This is a genomic window from Elstera cyanobacteriorum, from assembly GCF_002251735.1.
Lineage (GTDB): Bacteria > Pseudomonadota > Alphaproteobacteria > Elsterales > Elsteraceae > Elstera > Elstera cyanobacteriorum.
Window position 1 is genome coordinate 278,876 of sequence record NZ_NOXS01000031.1, and the last position, 22,103, is coordinate 300,978.

Annotated in this window: 20 protein-coding genes; 15 read left to right on the forward strand and 5 right to left on the reverse strand. The window is 63.2% G+C overall.

What is annotated here, in order from left to right; translation table 11 throughout:
- Positions 1–6: 6 nt before the first annotated feature.
- Together CHR90_RS08640 and CHR90_RS08645 are read right to left on the reverse strand one after the other, a co-directional pair.
- Positions 7–999, reverse strand: coding sequence for an HlyD family secretion protein (locus tag CHR90_RS08640; protein ID WP_094408580.1), 993 nt, complete (start codon positions 997–999; stop codon positions 7–9).
- Positions 1,000–1,011: 12 nt separating this feature from the next.
- Entirely contained in the window at positions 1,012–1,332 is a 321-nt protein-coding gene (locus CHR90_RS08645; RefSeq protein WP_094408581.1) for a hypothetical protein, read from the reverse strand.
- A 309-nt stretch (positions 1,333–1,641) separates the two neighbouring features.
- Here CHR90_RS08645 and kdpF point away from each other — a divergent pair, with 309 nt between their 5' ends.
- The 15 genes from kdpF (at position 1,642) to CHR90_RS08720 (ending at position 18,700) form a co-directional block, all read left to right on the forward strand.
- Positions 1,642–1,731, forward strand: coding sequence for a K(+)-transporting ATPase subunit F (kdpF, locus tag CHR90_RS19195; RefSeq protein WP_141210910.1), 90 nt, complete (start codon positions 1,642–1,644; stop codon positions 1,729–1,731).
- A gap of 112 nt (positions 1,732–1,843) precedes the next feature.
- On the forward strand, positions 1,844–3,547 hold the full coding sequence (kdpA, locus tag CHR90_RS08655; RefSeq protein WP_094408583.1) for a potassium-transporting ATPase subunit KdpA: 1,704 nt from the start codon (positions 1,844–1,846) through the stop codon (positions 3,545–3,547).
- Positions 3,548–3,557: 10 nt separating this feature from the next.
- Entirely contained in the window at positions 3,558–5,588 is a 2,031-nt protein-coding gene (kdpB, locus tag CHR90_RS08660) for a potassium-transporting ATPase subunit KdpB (protein ID WP_094408584.1), read from the forward strand.
- Positions 5,589–5,598: 10 nt separating this feature from the next.
- Complete coding sequence (kdpC, locus tag CHR90_RS08665) at positions 5,599–6,201, forward strand: potassium-transporting ATPase subunit KdpC (RefSeq protein WP_094408585.1); 603 nt, start codon at positions 5,599–5,601, stop codon at positions 6,199–6,201.
- A 10-nt stretch (positions 6,202–6,211) separates the two neighbouring features.
- A complete protein-coding gene (locus CHR90_RS08670) occupies positions 6,212–8,899 on the forward strand; it encodes a sensor histidine kinase (RefSeq protein ID WP_094408586.1) in 2,688 nt (895 codons plus the stop codon).
- On the forward strand, positions 8,877–9,584 hold the full coding sequence (locus tag CHR90_RS08675) for a response regulator (protein ID WP_094408587.1): 708 nt from the start codon (positions 8,877–8,879) through the stop codon (positions 9,582–9,584). Before CHR90_RS08670 ends, CHR90_RS08675 begins: the two co-directional genes overlap by 23 nt.
- Positions 9,585–9,713: 129 nt before the next feature.
- Positions 9,714–10,388, forward strand: coding sequence for a MotA/TolQ/ExbB proton channel family protein (locus tag CHR90_RS08680; protein ID WP_094408588.1), 675 nt, complete (start codon positions 9,714–9,716; stop codon positions 10,386–10,388).
- Complete coding sequence (locus tag CHR90_RS08685) at positions 10,388–10,822, forward strand: ExbD/TolR family protein (protein WP_094408589.1); 435 nt, start codon at positions 10,388–10,390, stop codon at positions 10,820–10,822. Before CHR90_RS08680 ends, CHR90_RS08685 begins: the two co-directional genes overlap by 1 nt.
- A 23-nt stretch (positions 10,823–10,845) precedes the next feature.
- Positions 10,846–11,697: an energy transducer TonB family protein gene (locus CHR90_RS08690; RefSeq protein ID WP_094408590.1), complete on the forward strand. Its 852-nt coding sequence runs from the start codon at positions 10,846–10,848 to the stop codon at positions 11,695–11,697.
- 129 nt (positions 11,698–11,826) lie between these two features.
- Positions 11,827–14,040, forward strand: a complete 2,214-nt coding sequence (locus CHR90_RS08695; protein ID WP_094408591.1) for a TonB-dependent receptor — start codon at positions 11,827–11,829, stop codon at positions 14,038–14,040.
- A gap of 21 nt (positions 14,041–14,061) precedes the next feature.
- Positions 14,062–14,745 (forward strand): Fe2+-dependent dioxygenase, encoded by a 684-nt coding sequence (locus CHR90_RS08700; protein ID WP_094408592.1) that lies wholly within the window; start codon positions 14,062–14,064, stop codon positions 14,743–14,745.
- 104 nt (positions 14,746–14,849) lie between these two features.
- Positions 14,850–15,611, forward strand: coding sequence for a substrate-binding periplasmic protein (locus CHR90_RS08705; protein ID WP_094408593.1), 762 nt, complete (start codon positions 14,850–14,852; stop codon positions 15,609–15,611).
- A gap of 103 nt (positions 15,612–15,714) precedes the next feature.
- A complete protein-coding gene (locus CHR90_RS08710; protein ID WP_094408594.1) occupies positions 15,715–16,896 on the forward strand; it encodes an ABC transporter substrate-binding protein in 1,182 nt (393 codons plus the stop codon).
- Positions 16,897–16,910: 14 nt separating this feature from the next.
- Complete coding sequence (locus tag CHR90_RS08715; RefSeq protein ID WP_094408595.1) at positions 16,911–17,780, forward strand: branched-chain amino acid ABC transporter permease; 870 nt, start codon at positions 16,911–16,913, stop codon at positions 17,778–17,780.
- On the forward strand, positions 17,780–18,700 hold the full coding sequence (locus tag CHR90_RS08720) for a branched-chain amino acid ABC transporter permease (RefSeq protein ID WP_094408596.1): 921 nt from the start codon (positions 17,780–17,782) through the stop codon (positions 18,698–18,700). Before CHR90_RS08715 ends, CHR90_RS08720 begins: the two co-directional genes overlap by 1 nt.
- Positions 18,701–18,756: 56 nt before the next feature.
- Here the strand turns inward: CHR90_RS08720 and CHR90_RS08725 are convergent, their stop codons facing one another.
- The 3 genes from CHR90_RS08725 to CHR90_RS08735 are packed head-to-tail and all read right to left on the reverse strand — an operon-like array spanning position 18,757 to position 21,924.
- Positions 18,757–20,211, reverse strand: a complete 1,455-nt coding sequence (locus tag CHR90_RS08725) for a TRAP transporter large permease (protein ID WP_094408597.1) — start codon at positions 20,209–20,211, stop codon at positions 18,757–18,759.
- A 21-nt stretch (positions 20,212–20,232) separates the two neighbouring features.
- Entirely contained in the window at positions 20,233–20,769 is a 537-nt protein-coding gene (locus CHR90_RS08730) for a TRAP transporter small permease subunit (RefSeq protein WP_094408598.1), read from the reverse strand.
- 57 nt (positions 20,770–20,826) lie between these two features.
- Positions 20,827–21,924 carry a TRAP transporter substrate-binding protein gene (locus tag CHR90_RS08735; protein WP_094408680.1) on the reverse strand — a complete coding sequence of 366 codons (1,098 nt, stop codon included), beginning with the start codon at positions 21,922–21,924 and terminating at the stop codon, positions 20,827–20,829.
- Positions 21,925–22,103 lie beyond the last annotated feature (179 nt).

Consider the following 22,103-nt stretch of genomic DNA (forward strand, 5'->3'; position numbering starts at 1 on the left):
CTAGCGTCACTGCGGTTTGGTCAGGTCGGATTGCAGCCACTCGGGCCACGCCGCCTGCGGGGCGAGTTTCACATAGCCCATGCCCGTAAGGCCGGTTTTCACATACTCGATGTACTGCTGCACCAGGGTTTCCGGCACGCGGATCTTGATGCGGTACATCATGCGATCCCGCTCCCGCTGGGTTTCCACCTGACGCGGGGTGAATTGCGCGCGGGCGGACACGAAGGAGACGGTCGCCGGAATGGCGCGGCCCGGCAGGGCATCCAACACGATGCGGCCTTCCGCCCCCATCGCCAGCGCCCCTGCCTCTTGGGTCGGCAGGAACAGGGTCATATAGACGTTCGAAAGATCGAGCAGCGTCACCACCTTGCCGCCGGCGGCTAGCACTTCACCCGGTTCGGCGAGGCGATAGAGTACCCGGCCCGTCACCGGGGCTTTCAGCGTGCCGTCGGCGATTTGGACGCGTAAGCGTTCGGCCTCGGCGCGGGCGGCGGCGATGGCCTCCTTAGCGGCATCCTGGCGGCTGCGGGCGGCATCGAGCGCCGCCGCCGCCGTCCGCCGTTGGTTGCGCGCTTGATCGACGCGCTGCTGCGAGACATTGCCCTTGGCAATCAGGGCTAGCGCTCGGTCCAGCTCTTGATCCGCCAGGGTTAACTCGCTCTTGCGTTGGGCGATTTGGGCGTCCGCTTCGGCTTGCGCCTTCTCCGTCTGCCGTACATTGGCCTCGGCGGCCCGTAAGGCGGCGTCGAGGTCGGCGGTGTCGATCTTCGCGACAATCGCCCCGGCCTGGACCATATCGCCTTCCTGCACCGCCACCTCCGTCAGGCGCCCGGCGAATTTTACCGCAAGATCGGTCTCGTTCGCTTCGATCCGCCCGTTGCTGCCGATAATCCCGGCAGGCAGCGCCGCTTTCGGTTTATAGAGGCGATAGGCGAAATATCCGCCACCGGAAATGGCAAGGGCGAGCAGCAGTAGCCCGAGAATTTTCAGAAAACGCATAATGATCCGCCGTTAGCGCCGTTTGCGGGGTGCGACTTTAACCGGAATAGCGACAGGCACCGCCGACCGGTCGATGCGCTGGCGCTTGCCGCCGCGCGGCTCGTCATCGTCATCAATCAACATAACAGCGATGCCGACCTGCACCCCGCCGAAGGTCACGGCAAAGCCCCAGGGCAGCAGCACCCAGGCCGCAAACCCGAAATTCGCCTGCCGGGCCAGGGTCGCAAGGCCCCAGGCATCCGCCAGCAATAGACCGAACCCAACCGCAGCCCCAAGCCCCGCCCCGGCGAGGGCGTGACGGATGATGAAATGGACGAGCGAGGGCAGTTGCATGGCTCACCTCTGGCAGATCGGGCGCCCGCCGTCCTTGATCTGGGTCAGGGCGCCATCGCTTAGCTAACGCCCAACCTGCCGCATACGTCAACCGTACCCGATGCCGCAGCCGCCGCTTTTTATGGAATTTTTATGCGGCGCCGCCCGGCTTCGTCTCGAAGTTTCACGCGGGTTTGCCGTCTCCTGGTTCCGGTGGGACATCCCGTCCCAGGAGAAAAACATGCTGGATTTTCTGTTCCTGGCCGCCCTCGGCGCCGGATTTTCGGCTCTGGTCGGCTATGCCCTGGCCTGCGCCAAGGAAATCGACCGATGAGCCTCGATCTAATCCTCGGCGGCGCCACGGCCCTCGGGCTGCTCGCCTATCTGCTGGCCGCCCTGCTGCGGCCCGAGCGTTTTTAGAGCGTCCGTTGTTCGCTTCGGCTCACAATGAACGCTCTAAAGTATTGTTTTTCCAGCAAATGCGTCGTCGCGGGTGCTGCACCCGCTCGGGATTTGCTCTGAGAGACCCGTCATGACAATTACTGGATGGGCGCTGATCGCGCTCTTTTGCCTTTTAATTCTGATGCTGACCCGGCCCACGGGCGGCTATCTCACCCGCGTTTTTGCCGGGGAGCGCGTGGTGCTGACCCCCGTGATGGGGCGGCTGGAGCGCGGTTTTTATGCGGCGGCGGGCGTGTCGCCGAAAGCCGGGCAGGGCTGGGTTGCCTATACCGTTTCGATGCTGGTGATGAATGGGGCGGGGGCCGTGCTGCTCTACACCATTCTGCGCTTGCAGGACGTACTGCCGCTGAACCCCCAGGGTTTCGGCGCCGTTTCGCCCGACCTTGCCTTCAACACGGCGGTCAGCTTCGTCACCAACACGAACTGGCAGTCTTATGGCGGCGAGACCACCCTGAGCCATTTCAGCCAGATGGCCGGGCTGACCGTGCAGAATTTCTTGTCCGCCGCGACCGGAATCTGCCTTGCGGTGGCGGTCATCCGGGGCTTCGCCGCTAAATCGGCGCGGGATTTGGGGAATTTCTGGGTCGATCTCACCCGCTGCACCCTCTATGTGCTGCTACCGATTTCCTTCATCGCGGCGCTGTTCTTCGTCTGGCAGGGCGTGCCGCAGACGTTGGCGGCCGGTGCCGAAGCGGTGACTTTGGAAGGCACGCGCCAGACCCTCAGCCTCGGGCCGGTCGCCTCGCAACTCGCCATCAAGATGCTCGGCACCAACGGCGGCGGTTTCTTTAACGCCAACTCCACCCATCCGTTTGAAAACCCAACCGCCCTGTCGAACCTTGTGCAGATGCTGCTGATTTTCGTCCTCGGCGCTGGGCTGACCAACAGTTTCGGGCGCATGGTCGGCAATGAAAAGCAGGGCTGGGCGATTTTCGCCGCCATGGGGGTGCTGTTCTTGATCGGCACGGCGGTTGTTTACGGTGTCGAAGCCTCTGGCAATCCGATCCTGGCGCAGATGGGCGTCACGGGCGGCAATTTCGAAGGCAAGGAAGTCCGCTTCGGTCTGGCGGCCACCGCGCTGTTCACCGTTATCACCACCGCCGCCTCCTGCGGGGCGGTCAACGCTATGATCGATAGTTTCCTGCCGCTCGGCGGCATGATCCCGCTGATCAATATGCAACTCGGCGAGATTATCGTCGGCGGTGTCGGCTCCGGCCTCTATGGCATGCTGGTCTTTGCCGTGCTGGCGGTTTTCATCGCCGGGCTGATGGTCGGGCGCACGCCGGAATATCTCGGCAAGAAGATCGAGAAGGCGGAAGTGGCGATGGCGATGCTGTCGATGCTCGTGCTGCCGCTCTCGATTCTCGGCTTTACCGCGCTGATCGGCTTCCTGCCGGCAGGCCTTGCCAGTTTGCAGGACGCCGGGCCGCATGGGTTTTCGGAAGCGCTTTACGCCTATACCTCCGCGACCGCGAACAACGGGTCGGCCTTTGCGGGCTTCAACGCTAATACCCCCCTGCATAATACGCTGCTGGGGGTCGCCATGCTGCTGGGGCGCTTTGCCATGCTGGTGCCGGTGATGGCGGTGGCGGGATCGTTGGCACGGAAAACCCCGCAACCAGCCTCCCCCGGCAGTTTCCCGACCGATACCCCCTTATTCGTCGGCCTTTTGGTTGGGGTGATCCTGATCGTCGGCGGGCTGACCTACTTCCCTTCGCTCGCGCTGGGGCCGATTGCCGAACATCTGGCACTGGCCGCCGGGCAACTTTTCTAAGGCATAGGCCATGAGCAAACGTCCTCTTATTTCGCTGGCCGATCCGGCGATCTTGGTTCCGGCGATGGGCCAGGCGTTCACCAAACTGAACCCGCGCGCGCTGGCCCGGAATCCCGTTCTTTTCGTCGTGGCTGTGGTGGCCTTGGTGACGAATCTTCTATTAGCCCGCGATCTGATCATCGGTGCGGGCGGTACGGGTTTTACGGCACAGATCACCGCTTGGCTGTGGTTCACTGTGCTGTTCGGCACGTTTGCCGAAGCGGTTGCCGAGGGGCGCGGGCGCGCCCAGGCCGATAGCCTGCGCAAAACCCGCACCGAAACCACGGCCCGCCGCAAGACCGCGGGCGGCGAGACGGAAACCGTCTCCGCCCTCGACCTTAAGCCCGGCGACGTGGTGATTGTCGAGGCGCTGGAAATCATCCCCTCCGATGGGGAGGTAATCCAAGGCGTTGCCTCCGTCGATGAAAGCGCGATTACCGGCGAAAGCGCCCCGGTGATCCGCGAAAGCGGCGGCGACCGCTCGGCGGTCACGGGCGGCACGCGGGTTCTATCCGATGAACTGACGATCCGCATTACCGCCGCGCGCGGCTCCACCTTCCTCGACCGCATGATTTCCCTGGTCGAAGGCGCGCAGCGGCAGAAGACGCCGAACGAGATTGCCCTGTCGATCCTGCTGGCGGGCCTGTCCATCATCTTCCTGCTGGCGGTGGCGACCGTGCCGGGCTTTGCCGCCTATAGCAGCGGCAGCATCTCCGTCGTCGTGCTGATTGCGCTCTTCGTAACGCTTATCCCCACGACGATTGGCGCCCTGCTGTCCGCCATCGGCATCGCCGGGATGGACCGCTTGGTGCGCTTCAACGTGCTCGCCACCTCGGGCCGCGCAGTGGAGGCGGCGGGGGATGTTGATACGCTGCTGCTGGATAAGACCGGCACGATCACGCTGGGTAACCGCGTGGCGTCCGACTTCTTGCCGCTACCAGGCGTCGAGGCCAAGCGGCTGGCGGAGGCGGCGATGCTGGCATCCTTGTCGGACGAAACGCCGGAAGGTCGCTCGATCACGGTGTTGGCAAAGGATAACTTTGGCCTGCGGGCGCTCGATATGGCCGACCGTGGCGCCAAATTCATCCCCTTTTCCGCCAATACGCGCATGAGCGGGATCGACATTGGCGCGCGGCAGATCCGCAAAGGCGCGGCGGATGCCGTTATTGCCTGGAGCGGCGGCAAGGCCCCGGCGGCGCTGACGGCCAGTGTGGAAGCGGTCGCTAAATCCGGCGGCACGCCGCTGGTAGTGGCGGAAGGTGGCCAGCCGCTCGGCGTCGTTCACCTCAAAGACGTGGTGAAGGGCGGCATTCGTGAGCGGTTTTCCGAACTGCGGCGCATGGGCATCCGCACGGTGATGATCACCGGCGATAATCCGCTGACCGCCGCCGCCATCGCGGCCGAGGCGGGGGTGGATGATTTCCTCGCGCAAGCCACGCCGGAAGCAAAACTAAAGCTGATCCGCGACGAACAGGCCAAGGGCAAGCTGGTCGCCATGTGCGGCGACGGCACCAACGATGCGCCCGCCCTCGCCCAGGCCGACGTCGGCGTTGCGATGAATACCGGCACCGTGGCGGCGCGCGAGGCGGGCAATATGATCGACCTCGACAGCGACCCCACGAAGCTGATCGAAATCGTCGGCATCGGCAAACAGTTGCTGATGACGCGCGGGGCGCTGACGACCTTCTCCATCGCCAATGATGTCGCGAAATATTTCGCCATCATCCCGGCGATGTTCATCGGCCTGTACCCGCAATTGTCGGCGCTGAACATCATGGGGCTGGCGACGCCCAGCAGTGCCATCCTGTCCGCCGTTATCTTCAATGCCCTCATCATCGTCGCCCTGATCCCGCTTGCCTTGCGCGGCGTTACCTATCGGCCCCAGGGCGCGGCGGCACTGCTGCGGCGCAATCTGCTGATCTACGGCCTCGGCGGCCTGATCGTGCCCTTCATCGGCATCAAGCTGATCGATTTGGCCGTTTCCGCCCTCGGGTTGGCTTAAGGAGGTTTCTATGCTTACGTTTCTACGTCCTGCCCTGGTGGTTTTGGGTGGTATGAGCCTGCTACTCGGCCTTTTGTACCCGGCGGCGGTGACCGGTATCGCCCAAGTGGCTTTCCCGTCTGAGGCGAATGGCTCTTTGATCGAGCAAGGGGGCCGTATCGTCGGCTCCCGCCTGATCGGGCAGAATTTTACCGAGGCGCGCTATTTCCACGGTCGGCCCTCGGCCACCTCCGGGACGGATGCCAACGGCAATAGCGTCGCACTGCCCTACAATGGCGCGGCGTCGGGCGGCTCTAACCTCGGTCCAACCTCGAGGGCCCTGGTGGAGCGGGTGGCGGCGGATGTGACGGCGCTGGAGACCAAGGCCCCCGTGCCCGCCGATCTCGTCACGGCGTCGGGCAGCGGGCTTGATCCGCATATCTCGCCGGAAGCGGCGCTGATCCAAGTGGAGCGGGTGGCCGCCGCCCGCGCCCTGCCGCCCTCCGTGGTGCGGGAGATTGTGGCGCAAACCCTCGAAACCCCGCTGATTGGGGTAATCGGCGAGCCGCGCGTGAATGTGCTGGCGCTCAATCTGGCGCTTGATGCGCTAGCCCGCCCGAAAAACGCGCCGTAATCTGTCTGGCATGACGACGCCTGAGTCCCACGCCCCCGAGCCGCGCCCCGATCCCGAGGCGCTGCTGGCCCTTGCCGAGCGCGAGGGGCGGGGGCGCCTGCGCATTTTCCTTGGCGCGGCGCCGGGGGTGGGCAAGACTTACGAGATGCTGCGCATCGCCCGGCAGCGGCGGCGCGAGGGCGTCGATATGGTCGTCGGCATTGTCGAAACCCACGGGCGGGCGGAAACCGCGCGGATGCTGGCGGGGTTGGAGGCGGTGCCGCTGCGCGAGACGGTCTATAAAGGCCGCCCGCTGCGCGAGATGGACCTTGACGCTATCCTCGCCCGTCGCCCCGCGCTGGTGCTGGTCGATGAACTGGCGCATACCAACGCCCCTGGCTCCCGCCATCCCAAACGCTATTTGGATGTCGAGGAAATCCTGGCGGCTGGAATTGACGTCTTTACGACGCTGAACGTCCAGCATGTCGAAAGCCTGAACGATGTGGTGGCGCGCATTACCCGGATCCGCGTGCGGGAAACCGTACCGGATTCGATCATCGACCGTGCCGATGAAATCGAACTGGTCGATGTGACGCCCGAAACCCTGCGTCAGCGCTTGGCGGAGGGGAAAGTCTATGTGAAGGAGCAGGCGCAGCGCGCCCTGCAGCATTATTTTTCCCCCGCCAATCTGACCGCCCTGCGCGAACTGGCCCTGCGCCGAACGGCGGAGCGGGTGGACGCGCAGATGCGCGATTTTATGCAGACCCATGCCATCGCCGGGCCGTGGGAGACTGGGGACCGGTTGCTAGTCTGCATCGACCATCGCGCCGCCCCCGATCTGCTGATCCGCCAGACCCGCCGCATGGCCGACCGGTTGCGCTGCCCCTGGGGTGTGTTGCACGTCGAAATCCCCAGCCCACTTGGCACGCCCGACGCGGCGCGCACGCGGATTGCCGAAGCGATGCGGCTGGCGGAGCAATTGGGGGCGGAAACGGTGACCCTGCCGGGGAGGCGAGTAGCGGAGGATATTCTCGCCTATGCCCGCGCGCACAATGTAACGCAGATCGTGCTGGGCCATCGGCGCCTGCCGCGTTGGCGGCGCTGGCTGGCGGGGTCGGTCACGCAGGATCTCGTGCGCAAAAGTCACGATATCGGTCTGCGGATCGTGCCGCTGGGGGCTGGGGCAGCGCTCGAGCCGATTATTCCAGCCTGGCCGCCGCTAAGGGCGTTGGCCGAGGCGGTGCTGATCACCAGCGCGGCGACGCTGCTGGCGGCAGGGCTTGATCGGATCATCGAGGTCACGAACCTTGCGCTCGTCTTCTTAACCGGCGTGCTGCTGGTTTCGGTCCGGCGCGGCTTGGGGGCATCGCTGTTTGCGGCGGTGCTTTCGGTTCTGGCCTATAACTTCCTGTTCCTGCCGCCGCTCTACACCTTCACCATCGCCGATCCCGCCAATGTGGTAGCGTTGGTGGCCTTCTTCGTGACGGCCCTGGTGACGAGCAATCTTGCCGCGCGGACGCGGGCCCAAGGGACGGTGGCGGCGCAACGGGCGAAGGTGACGGCGGACCTTTACAGCTTCAGCCGCAAGCTGGCCGCCATCGGGACGATGGACGATCTTTTGTGGGCGATTTCCCATCAAATCGCGGCAATGCTGCGCGTGCATACGGTGGTTTTGCTGCCCGAAGGGGGGCGGCTCGTGGTGCGCGCGGGCTATCCGCCGGAAGACGAGCTTGATGCCGCCGATCTTGCGGCGGCGGAATGGGCATTCGGCAAGGGGCAGGAGACGGGACGCGATTCCGATACGCTCCCCGGTGCCCGTTGGCTGTTCCTACCGTTGCGGACGGAGCGCGAAACCCTGGGCGTGCTGGGGCTGGACCGGGCGGAGCGGGGGCGCCCGATTCTCTCCCAAGACGAGCGCCGCTTGTTGATCGCCCTTGCGGATCAGGCGGCGATTGCCATCGAACGCATCACGCTAGCGGGGGCCGTCGATGAAGCCCGGCTGCTGGCAGAGACGGAGAAGCTGCGCGCGGCGTTGTTGACGTCCATTTCCCACGATCTGCGCACGCCGCTTGCCACCATCATCGGGTCGGTCACCGCCCTGCGCCGCTTCGGCCCGCAGGTGGCGGAGGTGGCGCGCGACGAGTTGCTTGAAACCGTGCAGACGGAGGCCGAGCGGCTGAACCGGTTCGTCGGCAATCTCTTGGATATGATGCGCCTTGAGGCCGGGGCCTTGGCGCCCAAGCAGGAGCTATTCGACCTTGCCGAAGGCGTCGGCACGGCCCTGGCGCGTACCAAGGCGCTGCTGGCCCAGCACCGCATCGAAACCGACCTGCCCGACGATCTGCCGATGGTGCGGCTCGACCATGTGCTGTTCGAACAGGTGCTGGTGAACCTTTTGGACAATGCTGCCAAATATGCCCCGCCCGGCACCCGCATCCGCCTTGCGGCTGCGCGCGTGGCGGCAGGGATCGAACTGCGGGTGGAGGATGAAGGTCCCGGCATTCCGCCCGATCAGCGCGGCTCGATCTTCGATCGGTTCCAGCGGCTCGATATGAGCGATGCCGCGCCGGGCGGGTCGGGCCTGGGGCTTGCCATCTGCCGGGGCTTTATTGACGCGATGGGCGGCGCTATTGAAGCCCAGGCCGCGCCCGGTGGCGGGGCCGCCTTCGTGATTTCCCTACCCGCGAGCTTGATCGATGTCTCCCCCCATCGCGACTAACCCGCGCGCAACCTTGCTGGTGGTGGATGATGAACCCGCCATTCGCCGGTTTTTGCGCACCAGCCTTGCGGCGCAAGACTATACGATCATCGAAGCGGAAACGGCGGCAGAAGGGCTGGCGGCGGCGCGGCGACCGGGGGTTGATCTGCTGATCCTCGATCTTGGCCTGCCCGACCGCGATGGGCTGGATGTCATCGCCGAATTGCGCATGACCAGCGCCCTGCCCATCATTGTGCTGTCCAGCCGGGGGGAGGAGCGCAGCAAGGTCGATGCCCTAGACCTGGGGGCGGATGATTACATCGTCAAACCCTTCAGCATCGAAGAATTGCTGGCGCGCATCCGCGTTGCCCTGCGCCACCGGCTACAAAGTCAGGGCGCGGCAGAGGTTTTTACCCTGGACGCGCTCAGCATCGACTTGTTTCACCGCCGTGTGCTGCTGGCGGGGGAGGAGGTGAAACTATCGCCGAAAGAATGGGGCATTCTGGCCGAACTCGCTAAGCACCCGGGCCGGGTTTTGACCCATAAGCATCTGCTGAAAGCCGTTTGGGGGCACGAGGATGGCGCCGACGTGCAGTATCTGCGCGTCTACATGCGGCAATTACGCCAGAAGCTGCGCGATCCTGCCGATCAGCCACGCTATCTGCTGACCGAGGCCGGGGTAGGCTATCGCTTGGCGGTAACCTGATCCGCTTACTTGCGAGTGCTGGTAAGAATCACTCTCATTGTTATTGATAATTCTTCGCAAGTGCGGCAGGATGAAGGGGAAAGGTCCGAAACGGGCCTATTTTCTGCTACGGCTTGAAGGAGAATCATCGTGGACGCACCCGTGACCGGTCACAGCCTGTCGTTCGTTGGGCTGTTCCTGCAGGCGGATAGCGTCGTTAAAACGGTGATGGTCCTGCTCGCCCTTGCGTCCGTTTGGGGCTGGGCGGTCATTCTGGAAACTTTCCGCCGCCTGTGGGTCGCGCAGCGGAGCCTTGCGCCGTTCGAAACCGGCGCCGTCGTGCCGCTTGCCGAGGTCGCGCAGCGCCCGGTCGGGGCGGCGCAACGGGTGCTGGCAGTGGGGCTGAAGCTGGTGCAGCAGGAACGCGGGCATGCCGCCAGCCTCGTGCGTGATCATCTGATCAGCGCCATGCGCGTGCAATTGGGCCGCGAAGTGCGGGCGCTCGACCGCCGCTTACCGGTACTGGCGACGATTTCTTCTTCCGCCCCATTCATCGGTCTGTTCGGTACCGTTTGGGGCATCATGAACAGCTTCACGGCGATTGCCAGTGCGCGCGATACAAGCCTTGCCACCGTGGCGCCGGGGATTGCCGAAGCTCTGCTGGCAACGGCGATGGGCCTTGTCGCCGCCATTCCCGCCGTCATCGGCTACAATCTGTTGGCGGCGGCGATTGGCCGGTTTTCGGCGCGCAGCCAGGCGGTGATTGCCGATGCGGCGTTGAAGCTGACCCGTGCCCCGACCCCGGCCAGTCAGGAAGCGGCATAATGGCCGGTGGACTCTTGCCCAGCGGCGGCGGGGAGGATGCGGACGGTCTGCCGCCCGTTGCCGATATCAATATCACCCCACTGGTCGATGTGATGCTGGTGCTGCTGATCATCTTCATGGTCGCGGCACCGATGCTGGTAGCGGGCGTGCCGGTCGAACTCCCCAGCAGCCAAGCCGCGCAGATTACCCCGCCCGCGCCGCCGATCACCGTGTCGGTCGATGCGCAAGGGCAGGTGTTCCTCGATCACGAACCTTTGCCGAAAGAGCTTCTCTCCGCCCGCCTCAAGGCCCTTGCCGCCGCCGATAAGACCCGCCCGGTCTATGTGCGCGGCGATAAAAACCTGTCCTATGGCGTAATCGCCGATCTGATGGGGCAGGTGGGGGCTTCGGGCTTTAACCGCGTTGCCCTTCTGACCGAACAACCCCGACCGTAGCCCCCCGCCGGAAGCGAACGGATATGGCCAAAGCGTTTGTTGCCTCCTTTACGCTGCATGCGGCAGCGGTCGGCTTGCTGATCTGGGCGACCCCCGATCCGCAAATGCAGCCTGTTGAAGCGCCGCAATTGATCGAGTTGCAGCCGCTTGCCATGCTGTCGGAAGCGCCGCCGCCCGCACCCGCCGAGCCGCCGCCAGAGCCGGTTAAGGTCGAAACGCCGCCGGAACCGACGCCCGTGGAACCAACGCCAGTAGCAGTGGCCGAGGTGCCTCCGCCCCCCGAACCGCCGCCCTTGGACCTACCGTTGCCGGAACCGCCGCCCGAGCTGAAGCCGGAAGAGTTGATCCGCAGTGCAACGCCGCCCGTCGCGGATTTACCGCCGCCACCGCCACCGCTGCCGCCAAAACCGGCGCCCAAGCCGAAGCCTATCGTCGCGAAATCGCCGCCCGCCGTGCCGAAGCCTCCGCAAGCGGTGATTCCGGCGGCGCAGCCCGTGGGCGAGCCGGTACCTCAGGCCGCGCCGTCGCCCGTTGTTGCGCGTGACCCGGCGCCGGTGGTGGCCGCCGCGCCGCCTGCCCCTCCGGCGCCCGATAGCGATTACATCAGCAAGCTGTCGAGCTGGCTGGCCCGCCATAAGCCCGACGCCGGGCGCACGATGCGCGGTCAGCGGCAGGGGGAGGTGCTGGTCGAATTCACCCTGCGCCGCGACGGGAGTGTGCTGGGGAAGAGGCTAGTGCAATCGTCGGGCAACGAGACGCTGGACAAGGCGGCGCTGGAGATGATCGACCGCGCCAACCCGATGCCAGCCATGCCTGCGTCTTTCGCTGCCGAAACCTGGACCCTGGTTATTCCCGTGAATTTCCAATTGCGGTAAAAATATGGCTGATGCAATTAAGACGCAGTTGCGATTTTTGCGTCACACTGTTAAGGGCTAGAAAGCTCCCGCTGTCCGGCCGCCGCCGCTTCCCCCGGACTTTCCGAAGAACTCGATAAGGATATTCCGATGCGATCCCCTGATCCCTCGGCGACGCCCCGCCGTTTGCCTTTGGCGCTTGCCGCCGCTGCCCTGCCGCTGGCCGGGGCGTTTTTTCCGGCGGCGGCCCAAACGCCCGCCTCGGCGCCCAAAAACACCGTGCTGCCTGCGGTGACCGTGGAAGATAAGGCGGCCAAGCCGGATGCCAATCCGAACGCCAATCCCAACGCGCCGCTGGCGGTCGAACGCTCGGCCAACCCGAAGTTTGTCAAGCCATTGCTGGATACGCCGAAGAGCGTGACCGCGATTACCAAGGAACAAATCCAGGAATCGGGTGCAACCTCGCTGCGCGACGTGATGCGTCAACAGCCGGGCGTGACCTTGGGCACCGGGGAAGGCGGCAACGCATTCGGCGACCGCATTTTCATTCGTGGCTTTGATGCGCGCAACGATGTGTTCATCGATGGGCTGCGCGATCCGGGTGTGATTTCCCGCGAGACCTTTGCGGTCGAACAGCTCGAAGTCGTTAAAGGCCCAAGCTCGACCATCGGCGGGCGCGGCACCACCGGCGGGTCGGTCGATATCGTCACCAAGACGCCGACCGATAAGAACTTCATTAAGGGCGAAGGCTCGGTCGGGACCGATAATTACCGCCGCTTGACCGCCGATGTGAACCAGGTGATTTCCGACCGGTTTGCCGTGCGCTTCAACGGTCTGATCCACGATACCGACGTGGCGGGCCGCAAAGAAGTATTCGACAAGCGCTATGGCGGTGCCGTTGCAGCGCAGATCAAGCCCGCCGATGATTGGAAAATCACCCTCGATTATTACCACCTCAATACCGATGCGATGCCGGATTGGGGGATTCCCTACGATACCCGCGCCAATGCGCCGTTCAATGTGCCGCGCGATACTTTCTATGGGATTGTTGGCCGCGATTACTGGAAGACCCAGGCCGATATCGGCACCGTGCGCGTCGAAGGTAAGCTGAACAGCAACCTGAAGCTCGACGTGCGCACCCGCTATGGCGTGACCGGCAATGATTACGTAATTTCGGCGCCGGAAGGCGTCAATCTGGCGGCGTTGACCGTCGGCTCCAACGCCAAGACGCGCGAACAGACGAATAAATACGGCGGTCTCCAGGCCAATCTGATCTACGATCTTGATAGCAGCTTCGGCCAGCATACCTTTGTGGCCGGGACGGAAATCTCGCGCGAAAAAGTCTTCAACCGCGCACCGGGGGTAACCCCGCGCTCGATCACGCAGCCGATCTATAATCCCAATCCGAACTATCCGTGGACCGGCCAGATCACTGGCGGCACCTCGATCTCGGATACCACGGTTGATACCCGCGCCTTCTACCTGTCCGATACGCTAGAACTGTCGGATCAATGGCAGGTCAGCGGCGGTATTCGCTATGATCACTATGATATCGGCGCCTATTCCGGCCCCGGCGATTATTCCGCCACCGCCAACCGCGCGACCTATGAAAAAGGCTTCTTTAACTGGAACCTTGGCCTTGTCTATAAGCCGGTTCCCTATGCCAGCCTTTATGGGGCGGTCAGCACCTCCTCCAACCCGCCGGGCGAGCAGATTGACGGCGGCACGTCGGCCGGTTACGGCGGTTTGGCGCCGGGCTATGCCCAATATTCGCCGGAACGGAACACCAATTTCGAAATCGGCACCAAGTGGCAGTTGTTCGACCGGCGCCTGAACGTCAATGCCGCGATCTTCTACACGCTGAAAGACGAAATGCTGGTCAATAGCGGCACCCGCTTCAGCAACGGCGGTTCTGCCCGCTCGGCAGGGTTCGAAATCGGCGTGGCGGGGAATATCACGGACGACTGGAGCGTGACCGGCGGCTATACCTATCTTGACGCCAAGGTGACGGATAATCCCCTGAACCCGAGCGTTAAGAACAAGAAACTCGCCAATATTGCCAAACATTCGCTGCTGCTACAGACGAAGTATCAGGTGACGGAGGCTTTCTCCATTGGCGGGTCGGCGAATTACCGGTCAGAAGTGAATGGCGGCACGTTCGAAGCGCTGAGCACCAAAGTTCCCAGTTACTGGCGCTTTGACCTGATGAGTGAGTATAAGATCAACCAGAACGCCAGCCTGCGCCTCAATATCCTCAACCTGACCGACGAGACCTATTACGATACGCTGTATCGTAGCGCCTCGCCGTTTACCTATGTGGCGCCGGGCCGTTCGGCGATGATGTCGCTGGCTGTGACGTTCTAACCGGAAGGGCCTACCAGGATCATGCTTCTCGCCATTCCCGATATTCTGACGCCCGACGAAGTCGCTACCGCGCGCGCCGCTTTGGACGCGGCGGAGTGGATCGACGGGCGGGTGACGGCAGGTGCCCAGTCGGCTGCCGTGAAGAATAACGCGCAATTGGCGGAAGGCTCCCCCGTCGCGGACGCGCTGGGGGAGATGATTCTGGCGGGCCTTGCGCGCTCGCCTCTGTTTATTTCGGCGGCGCTGCCGCAGCGGATTTTTCCGCCGCTCTTTAACCGCTATGGTATCGGCGCGGATTTTGGTGTGCATGTGGATAACGCCATCCGCGCCGTGCCGCGCACGCCGATCCGGCTGCGGACGGACCTTTCGTGCACGCTGTTTTTCTCGCACCCCGAGGAATATGACGGCGGCGAGTTGTTGATCGAGGATGTCTACGGCCCGCAGCGGGTGAAGCTGCCTGCTGGGCATCTTATTCTCTACCCCTCGACCAGTCTTCACCGAGTAACCCCGGTAACGCGCGGGGCGCGGGTTGCCTCCTTCTTCTGGTTGCAGAGCATGATCCGGCAGGATGCGCAGCGCAGCTTACTATTCGATCTGGATCAGACCGTGCAGCAATTGGGGCTAGAGCATGGCGGCAATGATGCCAACGTTCTACGTTTATCGGGCATTTATCATAATCTGTTACGGCAATGGGCGGAGACGTAAGAAATATTTACGCTTAATTAATCTTGACCTGAGCGAAGGCGGGTGCAACCTAGCCTCAGGGCAGGTGTCATACAAGCGTCGGCACGGAGGGCCCTAGGGTGATAATGGGGGGCTGGGTGCGGGCAGGCCGGAAAAAGATTTGGCGGGTTCTGATCCTTGCGTCGGTATTGATGCCCGGCGCTGTGCGGGCGGACGAACTCCGGCTCGTCGCCCCCCATTTGCCGCCCTTTGCCTATCTTGAAGACGGGAAACCGAGGGGCTTTATGCTAGAAAGCCTGCTGGCCGTGGCGGCCGAGGTTGGCCATTCCGGCAAGGTTTCCGTCGTGCCGATCCCGCGCATGTTGCAAGAAATGGCCGAAGGTCACCGGATGATGACGGCCTTTCTGGCCCGCACGCCCGAACGGGCGGATCGCTATCGCTGGCTTGAGACGGGGGTCGAGGAAGCCCTATCCTTCGCGACCTTGGCGTCAGACCCTGGGCCGATGACGCTGGACAGGGCGCGGGAGTTCAGAGCGATTGCGACCATCGGCAATGGCGTGCCGGAAAATTTTCTGCGGGCGCGTGGGTTTAACAATTTCGACTCAGCAGGGACCGAGGACGCGGGGTTACGCAAGCTCTTGGCCGGGCGGGTGGAGGCGTGGTTTACCTCGCAATGGGTGATCCCCGCCGTCGTCGCCGCCGAAAACGCCCCGCGCGGCCTCGTCAAACTCTGGCCGCCGGTAACGCGCTACCCGCTGTATTTTGCCGCTACCCTCGATGTTCCGCCGGACGAATTGGCGGCTTGGGCCAAGCATTTGGCCGCCTTCCGGGCCGCTGGCGGGATTGACCGGCTGGCGGCGCCGTATCGGTATCGCCCCGAACTATGACGGACTGCCCGATACTGTGACGAGATGACGCAGCGTGCATCTCGACAAAACCCCGCTTTGCCGGTAAGGCGACGCTTTCCGTCACGTCCCCGGGGAGTCCGCAATGATCGCCACCTTATCCCGTCGCCTGTTTCTGATGTCCGGCGTAGCGCTCTGGTGGGCCGGGGGCGCCAGCGCGGCCGAACCGCTGAAGCTGGGGGTGATCGCCAGCTATTCCGGCGCTTACGCCGATTATGGCAAGCAATTTGATGGCGGCATGGCCGTCTATCTCGCCGAAACGGGCGGCACGCTGGCCGGGCGTCCGGTCACCTTTGTGCGCAAGGATACGGCGGGGGCAGCGCCCGATTTGGCGGCGCGGTTTGCCAAAGAACTGATCGTTCGCGATAAGGTGGATATCATTGTCGGTCTCGATTTCAGCCCGAATGCGCTGGCCGTCGCCCCGGTGCTGACCGAGGCGAAAGTGGCCGGGGTGGTGATGAATGCCGCCTCCTCAGTCATTCCCAGCCGCTCCCCCTATATCGTCCGCACGTCCTTCACGGTCGGGCAGGTATCGGCGCCGATGGCCGAATGGGCGCTAAAGCAGGGGATCAAGCAGGTCACGACGCTGGTGGCGGATTACGGGTCGGGTCACGACGCCGAACGGGCGTTTCAAACCGTGTTTAAGGCAGGCGGCGGGACGATCCTTAATCCCGTGCGCGTGCCGCTCAGCAATCCCGATTTCTCGGCCTATGTGCAGCGACTGAAGGACGATAAGCCGGAAGCCGCCTTCATCTTCTTCCCCTCCGGCGACCTGCCCACCGCCTTTTTGCGCAGCTTCCGCGAACGTGGGCTGGCGGCGGCCGGGGTCAAGCTGCTGGCGACGGGGGAGGCGACGGACGACGCTTTCCTGCAAAACCAGGGCGATGACGCGGCGGGCGCTTTGACCACCCATCATTATTCCTTCGTCCACGATAGCCCGCGCAATGCCGCTTTTACCGCCGCCTTCCGCAAAATCGTTGGCGAGGGCATGCGCCCCTCCTATATGTCGGTCGCGGCCTATGATGGGTTGGCGCTGATTGCGACGGCCCTTGGAAAGACCGGCGGAAAATCTGACGGCCCGGCCTTGGTTGAGGCGATGAAGGGTACGACGCTCGATAGCCCGCGCGGGCCGATCCTGATCGATCCGACCACGCGCGATATTGTCCAGACGGTCTATATTCGGAAAGCCGAGCGGGTGAACGGCCAGATGGTGAATGTCGAGTTCGACGCGATTCCCGCCGTGAAAGACCCCGGCATCGCGCCGTAAGCACAGGAGGGGCGATGGCGACGGTTTGGATCGGCCTACTGTTCGATGGGCTAGCCTATGGGATGCTGCTCTATCTCATGAGCCTCGGGCTGGCCATTACGCTGGGCTTGATGGGCTTCATCCATCTTGCCCACGGCGGCTATGCCGCATTGGGTGGGTATCTTGCGGTTGCGTGGGTTAAACAGGCGGGCGGGTCGTTCTGGGCGGCGCTGCCCGTTGGGTTTCTGGCGATGGCAGCGCTGGGGGCGGTGGTTGAACGCACGCTGCTGTGCCGCCTCTACGCCCGTCCGGCGTTCGATCAAATTCTCTTTTGCATCGGCTTTCTGTTTGTGGTGGTGGCGGGGATCACCGCCGTTTGGGGCGGCAGCCAGCAGACGGTGCCCTTGCCCGCCCTTTTGCAGGGGCAGATCGCCTTTGCCGGTCTCGAGCTTGGGCGCTACCGGCTGTTTCTGCTGGTCTTGGGGGCGGCGCTCATCGTTGCCCTACAACTCGGTCTGGCCCGGACGCGCTGGGGAATGCGCTTGCGTGCCGCCGTCGATGATCGCGATGTGGCGCGCGGCCTGGGGCTGCCGGTTGCGCGGCTTTTCGCCGGAACCTTCGCCCTCGGCACTGGGCTCGCGGGCTTGGGCGGAGTGCTAAGCGTGCCCCTGGTTGGGCTGGACCCGGCTTTTCCGCTGAAATATCTGGTGCTGTGCCTGATCATTGTTGCGGTCGGCGGCGTTGGCGGGATCGGCGGTCCGCTCGTCGCGGCGCTTAGTCTCGGGGTGCTGGATGTTTTCGGGAAATATTATCTGCCGCAGGTCGGCGGTTTCTTGATTTACGCCGTGATGGTTGGGCTGCTGCTGCGCTGGCCGGGCGGTCTGTTCGCTGGGCGACAGAGTTGATGCGCCGTTGGGCTGAACCGCTGGCCTGGGCCGTTGCAGCGCTGGCGATCTTCTGGGGGCTACCCGACCGGCTGGCGCTCGCCACCCATATCAGCGTGCTGGCGCTGTTTGCGCTATCCTTGCACGTGCTGACCGGTCTTGGCGGGATTCTCTCGCTGGGTCAGGCGGTGTTTTTTGGGCTGGGGGCCTATACGGCCGGAAAACTGGCGCAGGCGGGGTGGGACGAGCCGCTGTCCGGCCTGCTCGCCGCCGCGCTTGTCGGCGGGGTCGCCGGGGGGCTGGCGGGGGGCGTGCTCGCCCGGCTGCGCGGTCTGCCTGCGCTGATGGTCACGCTCGGGCTGGGGCTGCTGCTGCACGAGGCTGCCCTACGCCTGCCGGGGCTAACGGGCGGCGAAGATGGTCTCCCCAGCCTGACGATTGCCCCACTGTTCGGAACCTTCGCCTTCGACCTATGGGGGCGCACGGCCTATTGGTACGGGGTGGCCCTGCTGGCCCTTGGGTTCTGGGGTGTAAAACGGCTGGAAGCCGCGCCCTTCGGCCTGTCGCTGCGGGCTTTGCACGATAACCCTGTGCGGATGCAGGCCCTCGGCATGAGTATCGCCGCCCGGGTGCGCGGGGCGTATCTGATTGCAGGCGCCTTGGCCGGGGTGGCGGGCGGGCTTTTGACCCAAACGACGCAATTCGTCTCGGCGGAGGTGTTTAGCTTTCATCGCTCGGCGGATATTTTGGTGATGCTGATCCTTGGCGGCATCGGGCGGCGCTATGGCGCGCTCTTGGGGCCGCTGCTCTATGCCATACTGCGGGACTTTCTGGCCGATTGGCACCCGGCCTATTGGGGGGCGGGGCTGGGGGTGGCTCTGATGGCCATCGTGCTTTTAGCCCCGAAAGGGCTGCTGGGTTTGCGCTTTCCGGGCCAATGAAAACCGCCCCGGTCCAAGGGGACCGGGGCGGCATCGGGAAGGCTAAACGCTTAAGCTTACTTGAACTCGACCGGGGGCGGTTCGCTTTCATCCATCGGCGGAAGCTCGATCTGAATGGTATTCGGATCGAATTTAGCGGCGCCATGTACCGAGTCGAGCACCAGCCCCGGCCAGAAGATCAGGATCGCGACCATGATAATCTGGATCAGCACAAAGGGCACCGACCCCCAGTAGATCTGCTGGGTCGTGATCGGCGCCATTCGTTTGCCGGTAACCTTATCGGTATACTCCTTCTCCGGTGCGACGGAGCGCAGGAAGAAGAGCGCGAAGCCGAACGGCGGATGCATGAAGGACGTTTGCATGTTCACGCCCAGCAGCACGCCGAACCAAATCAGATCGATCCCAAGCTTATCCGCGACCGGCCCAACCAGCGGCACCAGAATGAACGCCAGTTCGAAGAAGTCGAGGAAGAAGGCGAGGACGAAGAAGAGGATGTTCACCACGATCAAGAAGCCGGTCTGACCGCCGGGAAGCCCGGTCAGCAGATGTTCGACCCACAGATCGCCGTTCACGCCCCGGAAGACCAGACCGAAGACAGTGGAGCCAATCAGGATGAACAGCACGAAGGACGAGAGCTTCGTCGTCGAGTCCATCGCCTGCTTCACCAGATCCCAGGACAGCGTGCGCTTCATCATCGCAAGGATCAGGGCACCCGCTGCACCCATCCCACCGCCTTCGGTCGGGGTGGCGATTCCAAGGAAGATGGTGCCCAGTACGAGGAAAATCAGAACCAGCGGGGGCACGAGCGAAATAAGAACCCGCTTCACCATCTCCATCCCGCGTAGGGTGCGGGCTTCTTTCGGTAGGGCGGGCACGAAGTCGGGCTTGAAGATCGAAATCAGGAAGATGAAGCCCGCGTACATCGCGCTCAGCATCAACCCAGGTAGAAAGGCGCCTTCGTACATATCGCCGACCGACCGGCCCAATTGGTCGGCCATGATAATCAGCACCAGCGAGGGCGGAATGATCTGCGCCAGCGTGCCCGAGGCGGCGATAACGCCGGAGGCAACGCGGCGGTCATAGCCGTAGCGCAGCATGATCGGCAGCGAAATCAGGCCCATCGAGATCACCGAAGCCGCGACGACGCCGGTGGTCGCCGCCAGCAGCGCGCCGACGAAGATCACCGCATAGGCAAGCCCGCCCCGGATCGGCCCGAAGAGCTGACCGATGGTATCCAGCAAATCTTCCGCCATCCCAGATCGTTCCAGGATCAGCCCCATGAAGGTGAAGAAGGGGATCGCCAACAGGGTATCGTTGGTCATAATCCCAAACACGCGCTCTGGCAGCGCCTGGAACAGTTGAACCTGAATAAGCCCAAGTTCGATGGCGAGAAGGCCGAACAGCAGCCCGTTTGCCCCCAGGGCGAAGGCGACCGGATAGCCAAGTAGGAGGAAGACGATGAGGCCGCCGAACATCAGCGGCGCCATATTCTCGATTAAAAATTGCGTCATGATGGATTACTCGCTCGCCGCTCAATGATGACCGCGCTTTTCGCCGGGATCAGGGATCAATCCCTGTAAAAAGGCGAAGCGCTTAATCATTTCCGACAGGCCCTGAAGCGAGAGCAGCACAAATCCAATCGGAATCAATACTTTGGCGGGCCAGCGGATCAACCCGCCCGCATTGCTGGACATTTCGCTATGGATAAAGGAGTCCCATACCATCGGCAGCGAGAGATAAAAAATCATCCCCGTCACCGGCAGCATGAAGACCAGCGTGCCGAAGATTTCGATCTTGGCGCGCGTTTGCGGGCTGAAGCGCCCGGTCACAACGTCGATGCGCACATGTTCGTTTTTCAGCAGCGTATAGCCTGCCGCCGGCAGAAACACGGCAGCGAATAGGTACCATTGCGCTTCCAGCCACGCGTTCGAACTCATATCGAAAAGGTAGCGCACGAACGCATTGACGGTGCAGATGATCACGGCGACGAGCAGCAGCCATTTGACCGCGCCCCCGACAAACGTGTTGAGCCGGTCGATCAACCGGCTGAGAGCAAGTAAGCCTGTCATAGCCCCCCTCGTTTCTTATGGCAGGCGGGGGACCGATCCCCCGCCCTTTATCCCTTCTTACTGCGCGCGTTGGCTGCCCGCCGTAAAGGTAAAATTGTCGAACGTGGTTTCGGCAACGCGGAACCACAGGTACTGGTCGTCGCGGAATGCCTTCCACGGTTCGTAGATTTTTTTCCACTTCGGATTGGTTTGCGCCAATTCGTCGTAGAGCGCATAGGCGGCCTTATGCGCGGCCTGCAGGATTTCGCGCGAGAACGGACGCAGCAAGGCCCCCGACCCAATGAGCTTTTTCAACGCGATGGGATTTTGCGCGTCGTATTTGCTCATCATCGTGACCGTTGCCTCGTGGCAGGCGGCTTCCAGAATGGCCCGATACTCCTTCGGCAGGGTTTCAAGTTGCGCCTGATTGACGATGGCCGACAGATTCAATCCGCCTTCCCACCATCCCGGATAATAATAATATTTTGCGACTTTGTAGAAGCCGAGTTTTTCGTCGTCGTAAGGGCCGACCCATTCGGCGGCGTCGATCGTGCCTTTTTCCAGCGCCGGGTAAATGTCACCGCCCGGGATCTGCTGCGGCACACCGCCGAGCTTCGCCAACACCTGACCGGCCAGACCGCCGATGCGCATCTTAAGACCGGTGAGGTCGGCGGGGGTTTTGATTTCCTTGCGGTACCAGCCGCCCATCTGGGCACCGGTCTGGCCCGCCGAGAAGCTGACGATGTTATAGTCCTTCAGGAAATCCGCTATCAGCGCATTCCCGCCGCCCTGGTTCAGCCACGCCAAGTGCTGGCGGGTATTCAGACCGAAGGGGATGGTCGATTCGAAGGCGAAGGTCGGGTCTTTCCCGACGTAGTAATACATGGCGGTATGGCCCATCTCGACCGTCCCGGCCTGCACCGCATCCAGCACCTGAAGGCCCGGAACGATTTCCCCGGCGGCGAAAACGCGGATCTGGAACTTGCCCCCGGTTGCGGCGGAGACCCGTTGGGCGATGGTTTCGGCGCCGCCATAAATGGTATCGAGGCTCTTCGGGAAGCTCGACGCCAGGCGCCATTTAATTTCGGGTTGGGATTGGGCAATTGCCGGGGCGGCGATGGTGGTGGCGGCAGCAGCGCCCAGCCCGGCGGATTTTAGAAACGCACGACGTTCCATAATCATTCCCTCAGCCTAAGGTCGGCCTTACGGGAAGCGGTCTGTTCGTGGCGAACCGAACGGTATGCCCCTCCCCCTAGGTGCCGACGATTTTTATGATTGTGTCGGTTCGTAGGCGGGAAGATAGGCTTCCGCTCTGAAAGCGGGAGAGCTACCTTCGTAGGGGGCGCGTAGCGCGC